Genomic DNA, 18,789 nt, shown 5'->3' on the forward strand with positions numbered 1-18,789 from the left:
GACGCGGATGCCTGCGTCCCGTTCTCGGTGGCGCCGACCCGGCTCGTACCCGCACACATCCCGGACGTGCCGGCGGTGCAGTCCGTCCGTGACGCCGCCTTGCTCATCCCGCCCGGCACGGCGCGCTGCGCGGTGCCGTCGGTGTGGGTGCGGCAGCCGGTGCCGGTGCACTCCGCGGTCGTCTCGACAACGTCCTTCGAGGCGAACCCGCCGGTGGCCGAGTAGCAGGCGCCGGTGGCACAGGTCGCGCTCGACGTGCCGTGCACGCCCTTCGCGACCGCCACCGTGGTGCGGCTCGACGTCCGGCTCGCGCAGCCGGCGGCCGTGCCGTTGTCGCAGAGTGCGCCGACCGAGGCGGAGGTGAGCGCGAACCGCTCGTCGGGCTCGGCGTCCGGCGCGCTGCTCGTGCGCGACGCGCTCGCCGTGATCTGCGCCAGGCACGCAGTGGTGCCGTCGCACCGGGAGGACCCGGTGGCGGTGCTGGTGCTGCGCTGTCCGCCGGCCCCCGCGGCCGCCGAGGACGTGCCGGTCACCGTGCCGGTGCAGCCGGCCTCCGGGCAGAGCAGCTGGGAGCTCGCCTCCGCGACGCCGGACGAGCCCGGGATCGGCCTGGCCTTCTTGCCCTCGCCGCGGGTGAGGCCCGAGTCGCGCTCGGCGGTGACGGTGACGTCGCTGGTGACGACGCAGCCGCTCGCGGCGGCGGCGCACTGGGCCGCGGTGTCGGCGCGGCCTGCGGTGCCGTTCGTGGCACCGGTGGTCGAGGCACGGCACGCCGGGCCTTCGCACTGCGCGGCCGCGCTCGACCGCGACATCGTCGCGGGAGCGTCGGTGACCGGCATGGCGGCCAGCTTCGCGGCCTCGGTGTGGGCCTTCCGGGCGTCGGCCGCGTTCTTCGCGGCGTCGGCGGCGGCCTTGCGCTGTGCTGCGGTCGCACCCGGGTGGGCGGCGACCTCCGCGGCGTCACGGGCTGCGGCCTCGGCCTCGAGGGCCTCCCGGCGCGCCTGCTCGGCGGCGGTGTTGCGGTCCTCCGCGACGATGTCGGCCACTACCTGGCCGGATCCGGACTCGCTGGTGGTCTGGACGAGGCAGCCGCTCTGCGTGCTCGCGCAGCTGCCACTGGAGCTGGTGGTTCCGGTCGTGGCCGGTGGCCCGCGCGCCGTGCCGGCACCGTTCATGGCCGGCTGGCCCTCGTCGCCGGTGGCCGAGGTCCGCGCAGTGCCCGCGCAGCCCCCCGATCCGGCGCAGTCGAGCGCCGCCGACGCCATCGTCCAGCTGGAGGCGCCCGGCACGGTCGGGCCGCCGGAGTTGGCGCTCGAACCCGGCGCCGTCGGCCCGGCCGGCATCCCCGGCTGCTGTTCGGGAGCGCCGCCCTGCTGCTCGTTGCCCTGCTGCTCGCCGGCCGAGCCGACCTCCTCATCGGAGACCGTGGCGTTCGCGGTCGAGCTCGCCGCCACGAGCGGCAGGATGATGTTCGCGTCCGGCCCGGACGAGGCGCCGGAGTTCGTCACTGCCTGGCACACCCCGCCGGTCACGCCCTCGCACGAGCCCGTGCTGCGCGAACCGCGCGGGTCGGCCGACACGACAGGGTCGGTCGCCGTCGCCGCACTGGACGCCCGCCCGTTGCAGACGGCATCGCCCGCGCAGGCCACGACCGCACCGGCGGCGGAGGCCGCCGACGGGCCGGGGGTCAGCCGCGCCCGGTTCACCGGCTGCCCGCCGGACAGAGCCAGCGCCGCTCCGGAACCGGTGGAAGCGGTGGAGACGGAGGAGGCCTGGCACCCGGCGGTGCCACCGGCGCAGCTCGCGTCACCGGTGGAGGTGCGCGGCGCACCGCCTGCGACCGCCCCGTCCCACGCGGAGGTCGACGTCCGCACCGAGCCGGAGCACGCAGTACCTGCCGCGCACACCACGCTGCCGGACGACGACGCCACGGACGACGGCCCGCTCGTCGGCTGCCCCGGCAGGGGCAGCCCGGTCGCCGGGTCGACCGCCACGAAGTCGGGCGCCGACGACGCGGACGAGTTGGTCTCACCCGAGCAACCACCGCCGGCGACCGAGCACTCCGCGGTCGCCTTCGTGCCCCGCGCGTGCGGCGACACCGCGGTGTCGCGCGCGCTGGTCGACGACTCGGCCGTGCCACCACACGTCCCGGCGCCGCCGGAGCAGTGCACGGCCGCCGACGCGGTCGAGACGCTCACCGGTCCGGACACCGCGGCCACGCCGGGCACGGTGCCGCCCGCGGCCGGGTCCCGGTCGGACACCGCGGTGCCCGCCGAGCTCACGCATCCGCCGCCGTCGCCGTGGGCGGTGCAGCTCGAGCTGCCCGTGCTGTCCCGCACCCCGGTGACGTCCCCGGACGCCGCGCCGGTGGTCCGGGCCTCGCCGGAACCGCGGCACGCGACGACGCCGCACTCGGCGCCCGCGTCGGCGGTGCTCGATGCCGACAGTGCACGACCCGGCTGCCCCAGCGCTGCCGCCCGGCGGCCGTCGGACTCCCCGACCTCGGCCACCCGGTCGCTCACCTCGGACGTCGCCTCGGTGTCGCACCCACCCGCCGCCGTTGTGCAGCGCGTGGACGCGCTCGTCGTGCGCACCGGCGCGGCACCGCCCGCCGTCGCGACGCCGGTCGCCTTCCCGGTCGTCGCACCGGTGGCCGTGCCCGTGCACCCCGCGGCGTCGTCGCAGTGCACGCTCGCGCCAGCCGAGCTGGACGCCGAAGCGTCCCCGTCGGACAGCACGGCGAACCGGACCGGGCCCGCCTCGTTCTCGGACTCCTCGATCGACGTGCCGGTCCGGGTGCCGCTCTCCGCGTCGCACCCGCCGCCACGGACCTCGCAGGACGCCGTTGCGGTGCTGACCCGGGACGCACCCTCCTGCGTTCCGCTCGCGGAACCGCTGGTGGTGGTCGTCCCGCGGCCCGAGCACTTCGCGGCGTCGCAGTCCACCTCGACGGTGGCAGCGCTCGCGGTGTCGACATCGTCGGCCGAGCCGTCGGCGTCGGACTCGGAGACGGCGCGGCACCCGCCGCCGTCGACCGCGCAGTCCGCTGCGGCCTTCGTGCCCGACTTCGGGGCCTTCGCCGTCACGGTGCCTGTGGTGCCCGCCTCGTGGCCGGCCTCGGTCGAGCTGGCGGCCGAACCGGTGCAGCCCGCGCCGCACTCCGTCTCCGCCTCGGCGCGGACCTCGCCGGCCTCGTCCAGCTCCACCGAGCTCGACGTGGCGCAGTCCCCACCCCGGCAGCTCGCAGACCCGCTGCCGGTGCCGCTGCTGGCGCCGAGCTCGTCACGGTCGGGAGCGTCCTCGCGGCTCGTGCTCGCCGCGGCGGCGCGATCGTCGCGCCCGTTCCCCGAACTGTTGCTCTCGCACGAGCCGTTCGTGCTCTCGCACTCCGCCGACGCCTCGTCCGGCGTCGCCCGGGAACGCTCCTCGCAGTCGCCCCCACAGCGGGCCAATGCCCGCGTGGCCCCGTCCTTCTTCCCACTGGAGGCGCTGCTCCGGCAGCCCCCGGCACCGGACGTGTCGCATGACGCGGACGCCTCGTTGTCGCCGGATCTGGACGACGCGCCGCCTCCCGAGGACACCCCCGACAGCCCGACCCACCGGTCGGAGTCACGGTTGCCATCGGAGTCCTCGCTCGCGGCACCGCACTCGACGAACGCGCCGCTCGACCCGCAGCCCGACACCGAGCCCTCGCCGTCCAGGTCGTCCTCGGACGCCGCGTCGGTGTGGTTCCCGGTGGCGTCCATCAGCTCGTCGGTGGCCTCGTAGACCTCGTCGCGCTTCGACTCGTACTCCGCGACGTCACGGTCATGGGCCTTCGTGCCGGCCTTGCCGTCGGAGACCTTCTTCTCCTCGGCCGCCAGGTCCTTCTCACGGTCCGACAGCTCCCGGTGCCCGTCGACGACCTCGTCGACGAGCTCGGCCCGGTCCTCGGACAGCGTCGCGCGCCCGGACTTATACTCCTGCTTCGTCTTCTTGTGCTCGGCGGCCTGCTTGTCGTAGTCGGCCTTGGTCGCCTTCCCCGACGCGACCTTCTTCTTCGTCCCCTCGAGCTTCTTCTCGCTCTTGTCGGAGTCGATCCGGTCCTCGAGGACCTTCTCCGTGTTCTCCTCGGAGTCGTCGTACTCCACCCACTCGCCGTCGACGTAGTGGCCGTCGGAGTCGTCGCGCTCGTCCTCGTGCTCGCTGTCGTCGTCGCGCTTCTCGTCCTCGGCGCGCTTCCCGCGGCGCTCCTCGCCGGCTTCCGACGCCCGCAGGGCGGCGGCGATCTCGTTCGTCGGCGGCGCCCGCGGGGCGGCCTGCGCCCGCCGCGCCGATCGCGTCGTCCCCTTCGACTTCCGGGCGCTCGCCTGCTCGCCGTCGTCCGCTGCCTTCGGCGTAGCGGACGTGGGCCGGTCCGCGGCGGGTTCGTCGTCGGACACCGTCGACTGCGCGTCCCGGACCTCCTGGACCGCCCGGCGCACGCGCTTCTCCGACTTCTCCTCGTCGTCCGCGTTGCGCGCCTTCCGCTCGGCCCCGTCGACCGCCTCGTCCACGAGCTCACGCACCGCGCGGGCGGTGTCCCCGTCCCCATCACCGTCCAGGACCTTGCGCGCCACATCCACGGCGCGCTGCGCGGAGCGGCGCTTCTCGTCCCGATCTTCGTCGGACGAGTCGTCACCTGATGTGTCGTCACCGGCTTCGTCGTCCGGCGCCTCGCGGTCGGCGGCGTCGTCGAGCGCCCTGGCGACACGCGTCAGTACCTCATGTCCGTCCGCGTCGTCGGCGTCCCGCCGATCACGCGATCCCCCGGCCTGCTTCCGCCGCCGTCCGGAGTCATCGTCGACGGACTCCTTCCGCCCGATGGCCCGCTTCGTGGTCGAGTCGCTGTCGGCCGCGCGGGTCGTGCTCGCGTCGGCGCTGCGCTTCCCGTCGGCCTTCTTGTCGGCCTTCTTGTCGGCCTTCTTGTCGGCCTTCTTGTCGCGGGCACCCGCCGGGATGGCCCGAGCGTCGTTCCCGGACTCCTCGGCCGCTGCGGACTCGCCGGCGGCTTCACCGGTATCGGTGTCGCCCTTCCCGGCGTCACCCTTCCCGGTGTCGCGCTTCTCGGATCCATCGTTCCCGGCGTCCTCGGACTCGTCGTTCCCGGATTCCGAGCTGCTAGCCCGCGATCCGCGGCCCGATTCGTCGGAGTCGTCCTCGCCCTGCCGCGTCGACTCCGACCGTGCGCGATCGTCCCGTTCCTCGTCGGAATCCTGCCGATCCGACGTCCGCCGCGAGTTGTCTGCGCTGTCGCGCTTCCTGTCCGAGTCACGGTTGCCGGATTCGTCGGCCGACTGCTCGCGATCCTCCGACTCGCCCGAATGCGGGTTGTCGGACTCGCCGCCACCCTTCCCGCCGTCGGACTTCTCGTCGGACTTCTCGTCCTTGTCGTCGGATTTCTCGTCATCCGAATTGTCCGACTCCTTGTCGGACTTCTTGTCGGACTTCTTGTCGGACTTCTTGTCGGACTTCTTGTCGGACTCCTTGTCGGACTTCTTGTCCGACTTCTTGTCGGACTCCTTGTCGGACTTCTTGTCCGACTTCTTGTCGGACTCCTTGTCGGACTTCTTGTCCGACTTCTTGTCGGACTCCTTGTCGGACTCCTTGTCGGACTTCTTGTCCGACTTCTTGTCCGACTTCTTGTCCGACTTCTTGTCCGACTTCTTGTCCCCGGAGCCCGAGTCGGAATCCCCGCCACCGGCCGGCCGGAGACCGCCACTCCGGGCCACACTCTGCTTGCCGACGCTCGCCTGAACAACCGGAACCGCAACCGCAGCGGCAGCCGAGGTCGCCGTCAGGAACGCCGACCCGAGCCACATCACCACGACGGCGCCGGTGACCATGAGCGCCCACCGGACGACGCCCAGTGCGCAGTCGAGCGCCGAGAGACGCAACCGCACGGGAACGATGTCAGCAGTCGAGGAGAGGCCAACGGCCTCGCCCTCGCACACCGACACCTGACCCATGACGGACACTCCAGAGGTTTCGCCGCCGCACGCGGACGACAGAAGGGGAAGAACCAGAAGGACTCGCGGGCGATGCCGCTCATAGCTACGAGGTGGGAGAACACGGGTTCCCGCCGCACGTCGCGCCTGAGGCCAGCGACATGGGGTCGGCCTACGCCGCTCCACTCGCACCGTCTCCCGCGAGCCCACCCGTTGCGAGGCTTCAGCAACCGGCGACACCCTGGGGAGGCAGCCACAGATGATGTTGAAGGGCGGAGACGACGGACGTCGATCGCTCCGACGTCTACCAAATGATCGATGGGTGAACATCCGGGTGCGCCGCCTGCGACCCGCCACGGGCCGGACACACTGCGGCCACGGGTCGCGCCCGGGCACTGCCGCGACGCCCGGGGCCACGTCTTGTGCCGACGACCGCTCGACCCCATCCGGGTACGCCGCCGAACGGCGATGGATCAGGAGCTGGGAGCAAGCAACCGGAGCCGGCAAGGAATCCGTCGAGAAGACGGATCGCCGAGGTCGGCCCGCTCTCGGTTCCCTGACGCCGGAACAATCCGTCAGGCGAGCGGCCAGCTCTGCAACGCGGCGTCAACCGCCCGGTGCAATTCGTCGCGGCCCGCGCCGCCCGCGCCCTGGACTGCGATCCGGGATGCGACGCTCGCGACGAGCCTGGCGAGTAGTACCGAGTCGGATGTCGGCGGCAGGTCGCCTTCGTCCTTGGCGCGCCGGCATCTGTTGTGCAGGCGGGTGCAGGAATTGTCGCGCCAGTCGGACAGGGTATTCCGGATGCCGCGGTCGGCGGGGGCTCAGCCAGAGCGCCCTGGACGGTGCGGCACCCGTGCGGCCGATCGGGATCGGTGGCGGTGTCGCCGTCGCCGTCGCCGTCGCCGTCGACGTTGCTCTCGGCATGGGAGGTCATGTTCGAAGCAGCGGCTCAGGTGGAGCCCTTGTGTTGGCAAAGGACAACACTCCTCAAGCGGATGCCGCAGGTTCGGATCCTGCCGGAGGGCACGAGAACAACCCCTCACCAGACAGAACCTGGCGAGGGGCTGATCTTTGTCCGGTCCCTCGGCGAACTGAGCGCGAAGCGCCGCACCTGCTAGCGCCGGGCGCCGGAGAGGCCGAGGTCGTCGGGCCGCCCGGCATCAGCGCGTGTACCGGTCGATCCAGTCCAGGATCCGCCCCGGCTCCCGCTGGAAGTGCAGGTAGCCGTCCCACCGGCGGGTCGTGTCGGAGATCCAGAACAGCTCCTTGGGCGCACCGTCCACGGCGGGAACGGCATCGAAGATCGCCTGCACGTCGCTCGGCCTCGTCATCACGTCGTCGTGAACCTGGTACACCAGAGTGGGGACCCGGACGCTGCGTGCCGCCGTCACCGGTGACATCGCGTCGAGGGTGAGGCTCGTCCGGAGCTTGATCCGCCGGTCGAGCTCGTCCACGTACGCGGCGGGAAGTCCCCGGCGGCTCAGGTTCTGCTCGATGACCATGCGGGGCGACAGCGGCTGGCAGGCGACGAGGCAGCGGACGCCGGCGAAGGCCGCGGGGTCCCGCTCCATCGCGAACAGGGTGGCGTCGGCGCCCAGGCAACGGCTGAACAGGGCGATCCTGGCGGCGCGCAGATCGGGCCGCGACCGGGCGTAGCGCAGGGAGCCGATCACGTCGCGCGACTCGAATCTTCCGCTGCTGGTCAGTCCGCCGTTGGCCGCTCCGCTGAGGCCGAAGTTGCGCAGGTCGTAGGCGAGCACGTGGTACCCGGCGGCGTGCAGGACAGCGATGTCGGGGACGAGGTCGACCTCGACGTCGTTGCCGGTCTCGGCGGTCATCGAGCGCCAAGGTTCCTCGTGCGAGGGCAGGCCGGACCGGCTGAAGAACCGCGGGTGGTTCACGATCACCAGCCGGTCCGAGTCCCCGGCCGGCACGAACCATCCCTCGAGCGGCGTCCCGTCCTCGGAGGGGAAGGTGACGTCTTCGTAGCGCAGCCCGTGCTCGGCCGGCGAGCGCAGGACCGGAGAGCGGGGGGACGTGCTGAAGTTGTCGGCGATCCGGTTCAGCACGGTGTCGAGGTGCTCGTCCATCAGGCGCCGGTCCGGGTGAGCCCACCGTCGACGTGCAGGATCTGGCCGGTGATGAAGCCGGCCCGGTCCGACACCAGGAAGGCGAGGGCATCGGCCAGGTCGGCCGGAACCGACGGACGCTTGATCGTCTGCATCGACGCCACCCGGTCGAACACCGCGTCGGCGGTCGGCCCCGTGGTCCGGTCGCGGCCGAGGAAGCCCTCGGTCGCCACCACGCTCGGCGCGATCGCGTTGACGGTGATCCCGTGCTCGCCGAGCTCGTTCGCCAGGGCCCGGGTCAGCGCGTGCACGCTGCCCTTGCTCGTCATGTACGCGAGGTCGCGGCCCTGCAGGAGCGTGTTGGCCGAGCCCGTGTTGACGATCCGTCCCCAGCCGGCGGCCCGCATCCCCGGGGCGAAGGCCCGCGCGAACAGCAGGGCGGCCTCGACGTTGACCGCCTGCACGCGCCGCCACAGATCCACCGTCACGGTGTCGAGGTCGGTGGCGGGGAAGATCCCGGCGTTGTTGACCAGGATGTCGCAGCGGCCGAACCGCTCGGTGACGGTGCCGGCCACCGCGTCGATCTCCTCCGGCCGGCTGATGTCGCCGGTCAGCCCGAGCTTCGTGCCGTCGCCCTCGAGTCCGTCGATCTGCTCGGAAGGATCGTCCACGTCCACCGCGACGACGTCGGCGCCACCGGCGGCGAGTCGCCGGCAGTACGCGTACCCGATGCCCCGCGCACCGCCCGTCACCACCGCGGTCCTTCCTCGAAGTGTCATTCCGATTTCCTGTTCCGTGAGGCTCGGCCGCCGGTCACAGCGAGAACGTGAGCCCGAGCTGGCCGGCGATGCCGAAGTAGTCCTCGAGGTGCCAGGTCTGCACGATCCGGCCGTTCTCCAGGCGGTGGAAATCCGACGCCCGGAACTCGATCGCACGGCCGGTGCCCGCAACGCCGAGCAGCTCGCCGACGTGGCGCGCCCGGTTGAGCGACCGGACGGCGACCACATCGCCGTCGACGACGACGCTCTCGATCGTGACGGTGAGGTCGGCGAAGACGCTGCGCAGGTGCTCGATGCTCGCCTTCCAGCCGTCCGGTCCGGGGCCGGTCCGCAGCGCGGGGACGGCCTCCCACCCGACGTCCAGCGCCAGATCGACCAGGGGCGTGTCACCGGTGGCAAGGGCCTCGTAGAAGTACCGCACAGCGGGCACGGTCATCTCTGCTGGGAAGCTCACGATTCGACGGTAAGGACGCCCCTGGACGGACGTCCAAGACCTGTTGTCGACCAGGTGATCCACAATCCGCATCACCGCGGCCCTCATCCGCGGTCCGGCGCTTATCATCGCGATGTGCCACACCCGGTCGACCCCTCGGCAGACCTCGACCTCCGGCTGGTGCGCTACTTCACCGCGGTCGCGGGACACCGGCATTTCGGCCGCGCCGCCGCCGCGCTCCGGGTGGCGCAGCCTTCGCTGAGCCGGCAGATCCGCCAGCTGGAGGCGCAGGTGGGCGCCCGCCTGCTGGACCGCGACCGGCACGGGACCAGGCTCACCGAGGCCGGCGAGGTGTTCCTGCCGCGGGCGGAAGCCCTTCTGCGGTCAGCGGCCCAGGCGGCGGTGGCGACCCGCTCGGCCGCCCGGCCGGCCCGGATCGTCATCGGGTACACCGCCGGGATCGTCGTCACGCCGGCCGTGCGGAACCTGCGCCACAGCCTTCCGGGAGCCGACATCCACACCCGGCACCTGGCCTGGAACGAGCCCCGCCAGGCGCTGCTCGGCCAGGAGGTGGATGTCGCCGTGACGCGGCTGCCGCTGCGATCCGACGGGCTGGCGGTCGCCGAGCTCTACCAGGAGCCGCGCGTGCTCATGGTCTCGGCCGGGCACCGGCTGGCCGGCAAAACCGCCGTCAGCCTCGACGACATCAGCGACGAGCCCATGCCGCGCTTCCCCGATCCCGAGTGGAACGCCTTCTGGCGGGTCGACCCGCGGCCGGACGGGAGCGCAGCCCCCGGCGGGCCGCCCGTCGACAGCATCGAGGACAAGCTGGAGTTCATCGCCGCCGGCGAGGCTGTCGCGATCGTCCCGGGCATCCCGCGCGCGGCCGGCACCCGCGGCGACGTCGTCACCGTTGCGTTGGCCGACGTCGAGCCGGCGCACGTGGTGCTGGTGTCCCGTGCCTCGGACAGCAACCGGCTCGTCGAGGCCTTCCGTGCCGCTGCCGTGGAGTGCCTCACCGGTCCGGCGTGACCGGGCCATCACCGCCCGGCTCGCTCCAGGCGGCTTGCCGCCGGCCGCGGTGGAGGTGACCTCCGGGCCGATCAGCAGGAAGCGCGCTCCGCCGTCCACCTTCGGGCAGTGCTCGATCCCATGGGGCCCAGCCCCAGGCCCCGGTGTGAGCGGAGATCGTGTCTCCGCCGGGAGTGCTCCGGCAGATGGCCCGGTCGGTGGTCCTGTTGTCACGGGTCGCCGGCCGGCGTGCGTCGAAGGCGCGCGGGCGCGCTGTTCCGGGACTCGGTAGATGTCACATCCGCGGGCCGGGCGGTGTCTTCATGCCGACGACCGAACAGGGACCCGTGCAAGGAGAGACAGCATGGCGCTACGCCTCCCGAAGGCCCAACTCCCCGCCGAGCTCAGGGAGAACATGATCACGCAGCTGGGTGCCGTGCCCGAGAACGTCGAGGTGCTGTGGCACAGCCCCCAGGTCGCCCGGGACAACCTGGAGTTCGGCGCCAAGGTGGGCGCGTGGGACGCGGCCGATGCGAGCCTCAAGTCGTTCGCGCACATGGCCGTCGCGGCTCAGGTCGGCTGCAGCTGGTGCCTCGACGTCGGATATTTCCAGGCGCAGAACGAGAACCTGGATCTGGCCAAGGCGAGCCAGGTGCCGCGCTGGCGGAAAGCGGAGGTATTCACGCCGCTGGAGCGGGACGTGATGGAGTACGCCGAGGCCATCACGACCACGCCGCCGACCGTCAGCGACGAGCAGTACGCGAGCCTGCTGGAGCGGCTCGGCGCGCCGGCGATGGTCGAGCTCACCGTTCACATCGCCTACTGCAATTCGGCGACAAGGGCGAATGTGGCGAACGGGGTCACCTCCCAGGGTTTCTCCGATGCCTGCGAGATCCCGCTGGCCGAGCGTCCGCAGATGTCCGGCGAAGTGTCCACAGCATGATCGAGGATCCGTTCGTCGCCCACCGCAGCCTGCTGTTCACCGTCGCTTACGAGATGCTCGGGTCTGCGGCCGACGCGGAGGATGTGCTGCAGGAGACCTGGCTGCGGTGGGCCGACGCCGACCGTTCGCAGGTGCACGACTGCCGGGCGTACCTCGTCCGGGCCGTCGCCCGGCAGGCGCTCAACCGCCTGCGGACGCTCTCGCGCCGCCGCGAGGACTACGTGGGCGAGTGGCTGCCGGAACCGCTGCTGACCCTCCCCGATGTCGCTGAGGACATCGAACTCGCGGAGAGCGTCTCGATCGCGATGCTGACCGTCCTGGAGACGCTCGGGCCGGTGGAGCGGGCGGTGTTCGTGCTCCGCGAGGTCTTCGACATGCCCTACGGCGAGATCGCCGAGGCTGTGGGTAAGCCGGCGGCGGCGGTGCGGCAGATCGCGCGGCGGGCCCGCGGGCATGTGGCGGCCCGGCGGCCGCGGACACAGGTGAGCCGCTCGGAGCACCGGGCCGTGGTGCAGCGGTTCCTGGCCGCGTTGCACACCGGGCAGGTGCGGGAGTTGATGGAGGTCATGGCGCCGGACGTCGTCCTGATCGCCGATGGCGGCGGGCTTGCTGCCGCCGCTCCCGCTCCGGTCCACGGGGCCGAACTCGTGGCGACGTTGCTCGCCCGCGCGGACCGGGGTGCGTTCGACACCACGGCCGTATGGATCAACGGCGCGCCCGCGGTCCGGCTCGAATCCGATGGCCGGTCGGCCGCGGTGAGCATCGTGGTGGAGAACGGGCGCATCACCCGGATCTACGCGACGGCGAACCCGCGGAAGCTGACACGGCTGGACGAACCGGCCGAACTCACCAGGTGAGCCGAGTCGGCGAGCCGGCCGAACGTGAGGTCCACCGGCCTGCCTCACGATTCGCCGCGCTGTCCGGTCGGACTGGTGAGACACCAGCGACCGACGCAGCCGACGACGACCAGCCGGATCGCGCAGGTACCCAGCAACGGAAACGGATGGAACCGATGACGCAAGCCACGAACCCGCCGCTGCCGATGCGCCGCGACCGCCTCGACCCGGTGGACGAGCTGGGCAGGGCACGCGACGACGAGGGCGTGGTGCCCATTACGACGCCGGTCGGCCGCCCCGCGTACCTGGTCTGCCGCCACCAGGACGTCCGCGAGGTACTGGCCGACACCGACCGGTTCAGCAGCGCGGCAAGCCCGATCCCGGGGGCCGAGATGCTCGACCGGCAGGAGGCGGAGAGGTTGCGTGCCGGCCAGCTGATCAGCCTCGACCCGCCGGAGCACACGCGGCTGCGCAGGATGCTGGCCCCGGAGTTCACCGTGCGCCGGATACGCCGGCTGGAGCCGAGGATCACCGAGATCGTCGAGGCGGCGCTCGACGACCTGGAAGCCGCCGGCCCGCCCGCGGACCTGGTGGCGCACTTCGCGTTGCCGGTGCCGGCGCTGGTGATCTGCGAACTCCTCGGCGTGCCCTACACCGACCGCCCCGAGTTCCAGGAACGCTCCATGCGGCTGCTGGACACCTCGCTGTCACTGGATGCCCGGATGGCCGTCCAGCGGGAAGGCCGGGCCTACATGGCCGGCCTGGTCGCCGCCGCGCAGGCCGACCCCGGCGACGACCTGCTCGGCATGCTCGTCCGCGACCACGGCGACGAGCTCGACACCGAGGAGCTGGTCGGCATCGCCGAACTGCTGCTGCTAGCGGGCCACGAGACGACCTCGAACATGCTCGGCCTCGGCACCTTGGCCCTGCTGCGCCACCCCGACCAACTAGCGGCGCTGCGCCACGACCCGGGCCTGACCGACTCCGCCGTGGAAGAACTGCTGCGCTGGCTGTCGGTGGTGCACTGGATGCCCCCGCGCAGGGCCGTGACCGACGTCGAGCTGGCCGGCCACACCATCCCGGCCGGCTCGCTGGTGGTGCCCTCGCTGGTGGCGGCCAACCGCGACCACGCCACCGCCGACGACCCCGACCGCCTCGACCTCGCCAGGCCGGCCACCCGGCACGTCGCCCTGGGCCACGGCGCACACCATTGCCTCGGTGCGCCGCTGGCGAGGACCGAGATGCGGATCGCGTTTCCGGCCCTGCTGCGCCGCTTCCCGTCCTTGGCCCTGGCCCAACCGTACGAATCGCTCGACTACCGCCGGTTCAGCGTCGTCTACGGCGTGCACGCTCTGCCCGTCACCTGGTAACGGCTTGATCATTCCGCGGCCGGCTGCTCCCGGTGCGCGCGCATGAGTGCTCGCACGTCGGCGACCGGCCCGAGGTGGCGGAGCTTGTCCGGGTTGATGACCGATCGGACGGTCTGGACGGCCCCGTCGGCGACGTCGAGGACGAAGACGTTCGTGATCTGCCCGTCCGGGTCGAGCACCAGCGCGCCCGGCTGCCCGTTGATCTCGCGCAGCTCGGCGCGTATGCCCATCTCGCGCATCTGGCGGCCCACCGCGGCGAGCAGGCGCGACACCTTGTCGACGCCGGCGATCGGCACCGTCCACTGCGGCGCCTTGCCGCCGCCGTCGCCGTAGACGACGACGTCGGCGGCCAGCATGCCGACCAGCTCGTCCACATCGCCGTCGCCGACGGCGGCGAAGAACCGCTCGGCCAGATCCTGCTGCTCCTGCCGGGAGGCGTCGAACCGCCGCCTGCGCTCGTCGAGGCGCCTCCGGGCCCGCGTGGCGAGCTGGCGGCTGTTCGCCTCACTCTTGCCGACGATCCCGGCCACCTCGTCGTAGCCGTACCCGAACACGTCGTGCAGCAGGAAGACGGCCCGCTCGACCGGGTTCAGCCGCTCCAGCACGAGGAGGAAGGCCATCGACAGCGAGTCGGCTTGTTCGGCGTGCGCCGCCGGGTCCGCCTTCCCTTCGTCGGTGAGCAGCGGTTCGGGGAGCCATTGCCCGACGTAGGACTCGCGACGCACCCGGGCCGAACGCAGGTGGTCGATCGCCAGCCTGGTCGTCACCGCGGAGAGGTAGGCCCGCGTGGAGTCGATGCGGGCGCCCCCCGCGAGCGCCCGCTGGTGGCGGACGAAGCTGTCCTGGACGATGTCCTCGGCGTCGCTGACGGAGCCGAGCATCCGGTAGGCGATCGAGAACAGCAGCGGGCGCAGCGCCTCGGCCGGTTCACCGGGATCGGTCATCCGCGCGCTTCCCGGGCTGCGCCCTCGTCGACCAGCCCGTGGCGGAAGCCGTCCCGCCAGCTGGCCCAGGCCGGGCGCCAGTCCAGCTCGCGCTTCGCCTTCTCGTTGGAGGAGCCCCGGCCCTCGGTCATCCACCGCACCACGACCTCCCCCGCCGCGAGCCGGGCGAGCCACACCGGCAGCTTCATCGGCGGCTTCGCGCCCACCGACTCGGCGAGATGGGGCAGCCACTGCGCCACCGGCGCCGGATCGTCGTCGACGACGTTGTAGACGCCCGCCTCGCCCCGTTCCACCGCCGCGACCGTGGCGATGGCTGCGTCGTCGAGGTGGATGAACGACCACACCCCGGTACCGCTGCCGACGATCGGCATCCGGCGGGCCCGGACCATCTCGACCATCGAGTCCGACGCCCCCGGCCCGTAGAAGTTGCCGTAGCGCAGCACGATCCCGGTGAGCGGCGCCTCCGGCACGGCCCGCTCCACGAACCGGATGGCCGCCATGGACTCCCGCTGCGGCTTCGCGGGCTCGGGGTCCAGGGGGTCCTCCTCCGTCTTCACCGGCCCGCCCGTGCGCACGTTGGTCCAGCCGGTGTAGCTCTGGGCCACGACCTTCTCGACACCGCCGGCCTGCGCCGCGGCCAGAAGATGCCTGGTTCCCTGCGTCCGCAGCTCATTGGTCGTTGCGAACCAGCGGTCGAAGTGGCGCAGGTCCTGCACCCCACCCAGCGCGGTCATCTGGTGGACGATCACCTCCGGCCCCGCCTCGGCGACCGCCCGTCCGACCGCGACCCCGTCCAACCCGTCCACCACCACGGCACGGGCGCCGAGCTCCTGCAGCTCGCGGGCTTTGCCCGCGCTCCGGGTGGTCGCGGTCACCTCGTGCCCGTGCGCCACCAGCTGCGGCACCAGCCGCCGGCCCAGCGCACCCGCACCGCCTGCAACGAAGACCCGCATCGCCGTCCCCTCTCGTCTCCTCGACGTCCTGCACCCTGAGACGAGGCACGAGGGCAGCTGGTGACAGCGGCGCACGTCGCCAGGCCGCGCCGGTTGATCACCAGACGGTGGTCAGGAACAGTCCTCCGGCCCGACGCCGATGTCCGAGGGCGTGATGGGGCGGCCCGGCAGCCGGGCCGCCGACCCCGCACGGAGGCTCTCGAGCATGAGCTCCATGCAGCGCTCGGAAGCGAGCTGCGCGACGTCCCCCCGCATGATCAGCAGCGGGTGCGCCAGCAGCGCGAACATCACCGCGACGTCGCCCGCCCCGACGTCCTCACGCAGGCTCCCCTCCGCCTGCGCCTTCCGCACCACGCCGTCGAGCAGCTCGATCATGGTGCGGCGGAGCTTGCCCGTCTTGCGCTCCTTCATGATCTCGTGCACCGCCGGGTAGGCCAGCACGAGCCGGATGCTCAGCCGCAGCTCGTGCGACTGGCGCAGGATGCGCACCAGCGCGTCCCACGCAGAGGGCTCCTCGGCCACGGCGGCGCGGGCCTCCACGAGCGCGTGGTCGAGGTTGTTCTGCGCCACCGCGAGGAATAACGCTTCGCGGTCGGCGAAGTGGCGGTACAACGTGCCCGGCGCGACACCGGCGGCGCGCGCGATCTCCTCGGCCGGGGTCTCGGGTCCGTGGGTGGCGAAGGATGCCTTGGCGGCGGCGAGGATGCGGTCGCGGTTCCGGCGCGCGTCCGCCCGCAGCCGTGTCTCGCCCTCGTTCGTCACTCTCCGCCCTCCTGCTGGAACCGGACGTCACTCTCGCATGTCGACGGTCACACCGCGTTGCTCAGTCCATAACTGTAAGACCCTCCTCTCGTTTCAACTTCGTGATCGGTTACCGTTCGTGGCACGAGAGACATGGGCACGCGGCGTGGAGGGGGAGCGTGTAAATGGAACGGCAGCACGCACCGGGAAGGCCAGTTCGGAGGATCGGACGGGCCGCGGGCGCCGTCCTGGTCGCGCTGACGGTGGCGTCGTGCACCACGGACGAGGCGACACAGGCGCCGGTCGCGACGGTGGAACGCGGTGTCGTGACCACGGGGGTGTCGGCAACGGGGTCACTGAGCGCGATCACCCAGCAGAACATGGGCTTCCCGAACGGGGGACAGCTCACCAATGTGTTCGTGAAGGTCGGTGATCGTGTCGAGGCCGGGCAGGTGCTGGCCACGATCGACGACTTCGCGCTGCGCCAGACGCTCCTGCAGCAGGAGGGCCAGCTGAGGTCGCAGCAGGCGGCGCTCGACCGCCTCGTGAACTCACCGGCTGCCGCGGGCGCGCAGGAATCGGTGAACAAGGCCGAGGAGATCATCGAGGCGACCCGCAAGCAGAACAAGGCCTCCCTGGACATGGCCGAGGTCGCGATCGACAACGCCGAGAAGCAGCTCTCCGTCGACAAGGAGGCGCTGGACGACGCGAAGGAGCGGCTCTCGCGCAGCCGCGACGCGTGCGGTGAGGACAACCCGTACGACGTGGACACCGACAGCCCGGACACCGGCGCGCCCACGGGCGGGAGCCAGGCACAGAGCGGCGACCAGCAGTCGGGTGGCCGGCAGTCGGGCGACTCGGACTCCGACTCCGACTCCCAGGAGGACGGGAACTCCTCGGAGGACGAGGCCGACTCCGAGGGCAGCGGGTCCTCGGACGATTCCGACTCGTCGGAGGACTCCGACTCGTTCAAGGTCGAGTCCTCCAGCTGGACCACGTCCCGGTCGTCGTCGCTCGTCCCGAGCGAGGACAACCCCACCGCGTGCGCGGCCGTCCCCGCCGACGAGGCTTCGGTCAACGCGGCCGAGCAGCAGGTCGTGGCGGGCCAGACGGCGTTGAAGAACGCCCAGGAACAGCGCGACCTGGAGAAGACCAGCGGTGACCTCGCGGTCGCGAACGCCGAGCAGTCGATGCAGAACGCCCGCAACACCGCGGACACCGCGGAGTCGGACCGGCCGTTCGACATCGAGGAGCAGCGGGGCGCGCTCATCGCCCAGCAGGCGGCGGTCGCGGACGCCAAGCGGGACGTCGAGGACGCCACCCTGAAGGCGCCGGTGCCCGGCACCGTGTCGGTCCTCAACGGTGTGGTCGGCGAGTACCTGGCGCCGAGCAGCGGCACCACCGCGCTGGCGCCCGGCAGCAGCGCCCCGATCCCGGGGGCGGACAACGCCAGCCAGCCGGCAGCGGCGGCCGCAGGCGGGCTCGCCTCGCCCACCCGTCCCGGTGGCGCGGAGTTCCTCATGCTCGACAACATCGACGCGTTCCAGGTCGTCGTCCCGTTCAACGAGTCGGACGCGGCCACGATCACGGCGAACCAGAAGGTGAACGTCGTGCTGGATGCGATCCCGGAGCTCACGCTCAAGGGCAGCGTGCTCTCGGTCGCCCCGACCGGCACCGAGATCTCCGGGGTGATCAGCTACTACGCCACCGTCCTCATCGACGGGCAGGACCCGCGGCTCAAGGACGGTCAGACCGCGCGCGCCACGATCGTGACCGAGGAGACCGACAACGTCCTGACCGTGCCGAGCTCGGCCGTGCGCCAGGAGAACGGCAGGAGCGTGGTGACGGTCGTCGAGCCGGACGGGGCCCAGCGCGTGATGCCGTTCGAGCCCGGTACCGCGGGGCAGGACCGCACGCAGGTGATCTCGGGCCTGCGGGAGGGGCAGCAGGTCCTGCTGCCCGCGGCAAGGTGAATGGGCCCGTGAGGAAGCGCGAAGGGGTGTCGATCGATGGCTGAGGACCCGGTCACGGAGCAGATAGCGACGACTGACGATGCCGTCGAGGCGGCACCGCCGGAGAAGCGCGGCATGAAACGCTCCACGCGCATCTCCCTGATCGTCATCATCGTCCTGGCGGTGGTGGTCGGCGGCGGCATCACCACCTGGTACTTCATCGACGCCCAGAACTACGTCAGCACGGACAACGCCCAGATCGACGGTGACCAGATCCTGGTCAACGCCCCGACGAGCGGCACGGTCATCGAGTGGCAGGGCGAGCAGGGTTCCCACCTCACCCAGGACGAGATCGTGGGCCGGATCCGTATGCAGGGCGGGTACGTCCAGCCCGAGATGCCGGTGCGGGCGCCCGCCGACGCCACCGTGGTGGTCGACAACGCCGTCGAAGGCGGGTACGTCACCGCGGGCACCCAGCTCGCGGTGGCCTACGACTTCTCCACGATCTTCGTCACCGCCCGGGTGGACGAGACCGACATCAACGACGTCCGGGCGGGTCAGCGCGTCGACATCGAGGTGGACGCGTTTCCCGGCGCCGAGCTGACCGGCACGGTCCGCGAGGTGCAGGGGGGCGCCGCCGGCGTCTTCTCCCTCTTCCCGGAGTCCAACTCGACGGGGAACTTCCAGAAGGTCACGCAGGTGATCCCGGTGGAGATCGACATCTCCAACCCGGAGAACGTCCCCGTCGTGCCCGGCATGAACGTCACCGTCCAGATCCACAAAGGCTGA

The 18,789-nt window shown here is 71.9% G+C and carries 13 protein-coding genes (1 of these 13 cut by a window edge); 6 read left to right on the forward strand and 7 right to left on the reverse strand.

Annotated elements, in window-relative coordinates; translation table 11 throughout:
* The 4 genes from CFP66_RS05690 to CFP66_RS05705 all read right to left on the reverse strand — a co-directional run.
* Window positions 1–5,921 carry the 5' portion of an NUDIX domain-containing protein gene (locus tag CFP66_RS05690; protein WP_143517125.1) on the reverse strand. The gene continues 22,615 nt to the left of window position 1, outside the view, so the window shows 5,921 of its 28,536 coding nt (coding positions 1–5,921); it begins with the start codon at window positions 5,919–5,921; the stop codon falls past the left edge of the window.
* Between the two features lie 1,208 nt (window positions 5,922–7,129).
* Window positions 7,130–8,059 carry a S9 family peptidase gene (locus CFP66_RS05695; protein WP_094920845.1) on the reverse strand — a complete coding sequence of 310 codons (930 nt, stop codon included), beginning with the start codon at window positions 8,057–8,059 and terminating at the stop codon, window positions 7,130–7,132.
* The gene (locus CFP66_RS05700) at window positions 8,059–8,790 is read right to left on the reverse strand and encodes an SDR family NAD(P)-dependent oxidoreductase (protein WP_158228034.1); all 732 of its coding nucleotides are present in this window, start codon (window positions 8,788–8,790) and stop codon (window positions 8,059–8,061) included. Before CFP66_RS05700 ends, CFP66_RS05695 begins: the two co-directional genes overlap by 1 nt.
* Window positions 8,791–8,851: 61 nt before the next feature.
* Window positions 8,852–9,271 carry an ester cyclase gene (locus CFP66_RS05705; protein WP_198961243.1) on the reverse strand — a complete coding sequence of 140 codons (420 nt, stop codon included), beginning with the start codon at window positions 9,269–9,271 and terminating at the stop codon, window positions 8,852–8,854.
* A 114-nt stretch (window positions 9,272–9,385) separates the two neighbouring features.
* Between CFP66_RS05705 and CFP66_RS05710 the strand changes: the two genes are divergently transcribed.
* The 4 genes from CFP66_RS05710 (at window position 9,386) to CFP66_RS05725 (ending at window position 13,410) form a co-directional block, all read left to right on the forward strand.
* Window positions 9,386–10,282, forward strand: a complete 897-nt coding sequence (locus tag CFP66_RS05710; protein WP_094920849.1) for a LysR family transcriptional regulator — start codon at window positions 9,386–9,388, stop codon at window positions 10,280–10,282.
* A 343-nt stretch (window positions 10,283–10,625) separates the two neighbouring features.
* Window positions 10,626–11,204, forward strand: a complete 579-nt coding sequence (locus CFP66_RS05715) for a carboxymuconolactone decarboxylase family protein (RefSeq protein ID WP_094920851.1) — start codon at window positions 10,626–10,628, stop codon at window positions 11,202–11,204.
* Window positions 11,204–12,061: an RNA polymerase sigma-70 factor gene (locus tag CFP66_RS05720; protein ID WP_233159213.1), complete on the forward strand. Its 858-nt coding sequence runs from the start codon at window positions 11,204–11,206 to the stop codon at window positions 12,059–12,061. The genes CFP66_RS05715 and CFP66_RS05720 overlap by 1 nt, the downstream gene beginning before the upstream one ends.
* Window positions 12,062–12,216: 155 nt before the next feature.
* Entirely contained in the window at window positions 12,217–13,410 is a 1,194-nt protein-coding gene (locus CFP66_RS05725) for a cytochrome P450 (protein WP_094921607.1), read from the forward strand.
* An 8-nt stretch (window positions 13,411–13,418) separates the two neighbouring features.
* Here CFP66_RS05725 and CFP66_RS05730 read toward each other — a convergent pair whose 3' ends face one another.
* From CFP66_RS05730 to CFP66_RS05740, 3 genes are all read right to left on the reverse strand, one after another.
* The gene (locus CFP66_RS05730) at window positions 13,419–14,354 is read right to left on the reverse strand and encodes an RNA polymerase sigma-70 factor (protein ID WP_094920854.1); all 936 of its coding nucleotides are present in this window, start codon (window positions 14,352–14,354) and stop codon (window positions 13,419–13,421) included.
* A complete protein-coding gene (locus tag CFP66_RS05735; RefSeq protein ID WP_094920855.1) occupies window positions 14,351–15,307 on the reverse strand; it encodes an NAD(P)-dependent oxidoreductase in 957 nt (318 codons plus the stop codon). The genes CFP66_RS05730 and CFP66_RS05735 overlap by 4 nt, the downstream gene beginning before the upstream one ends.
* A gap of 111 nt (window positions 15,308–15,418) precedes the next feature.
* On the reverse strand, window positions 15,419–16,069 hold the full coding sequence (locus CFP66_RS05740; RefSeq protein WP_094920857.1) for a TetR/AcrR family transcriptional regulator: 651 nt from the start codon (window positions 16,067–16,069) through the stop codon (window positions 15,419–15,421).
* A gap of 164 nt (window positions 16,070–16,233) precedes the next feature.
* Between CFP66_RS05740 and CFP66_RS05745 the strand changes: the two genes are divergently transcribed.
* Window positions 16,234–18,021 (forward strand): HlyD family efflux transporter periplasmic adaptor subunit, encoded by a 1,788-nt coding sequence (locus CFP66_RS05745; protein WP_094920859.1) that lies wholly within the window; start codon window positions 16,234–16,236, stop codon window positions 18,019–18,021.
* Between the two features lie 36 nt (window positions 18,022–18,057).
* Window positions 18,058–18,789 carry an efflux RND transporter periplasmic adaptor subunit gene (locus CFP66_RS05750; RefSeq protein WP_198961244.1) on the forward strand — a complete coding sequence of 244 codons (732 nt, stop codon included), beginning with the start codon at window positions 18,058–18,060 and terminating at the stop codon, window positions 18,787–18,789.

The organism is Pseudonocardia sp. MH-G8, from assembly GCF_002262885.1.
Classification (GTDB): Bacteria; Actinomycetota; Actinomycetes; order Mycobacteriales; family Pseudonocardiaceae; genus Pseudonocardia.

What these genes read in the sequence shown, in the direction of transcription:
- CFP66_RS05695 (WP_094920845.1), bottom strand. Translation starts at nt 8,059, where the DNA reads ATGGACGAGCACCTCGACACCGTGCTGAACCGGATCGCCGACAACTTC.
- CFP66_RS05715 (WP_094920851.1), top strand. Translation starts at nt 10,626, where the DNA reads ATGGCGCTACGCCTCCCGAAGGCCCAACTCCCCGCCGAGCTCAGGGAG.
- CFP66_RS05725 (WP_094921607.1), top strand. Translation starts at nt 12,217, where the DNA reads ATGACGCAAGCCACGAACCCGCCGCTGCCGATGCGCCGCGACCGCCTC.
- CFP66_RS05730 (WP_094920854.1), bottom strand. Translation starts at nt 14,354, where the DNA reads ATGACCGATCCCGGTGAACCGGCCGAGGCGCTGCGCCCGCTGCTGTTC.
- CFP66_RS05735 (WP_094920855.1), bottom strand. Translation starts at nt 15,307, where the DNA reads ATGCGGGTCTTCGTTGCAGGCGGTGCGGGTGCGCTGGGCCGGCGGCTG.
- CFP66_RS05745 (WP_094920859.1), top strand. Translation starts at nt 16,234, where the DNA reads ATGGAACGGCAGCACGCACCGGGAAGGCCAGTTCGGAGGATCGGACGG.
- CFP66_RS05750 (WP_198961244.1), top strand. Translation starts at nt 18,058, where the DNA reads ATGGCTGAGGACCCGGTCACGGAGCAGATAGCGACGACTGACGATGCC.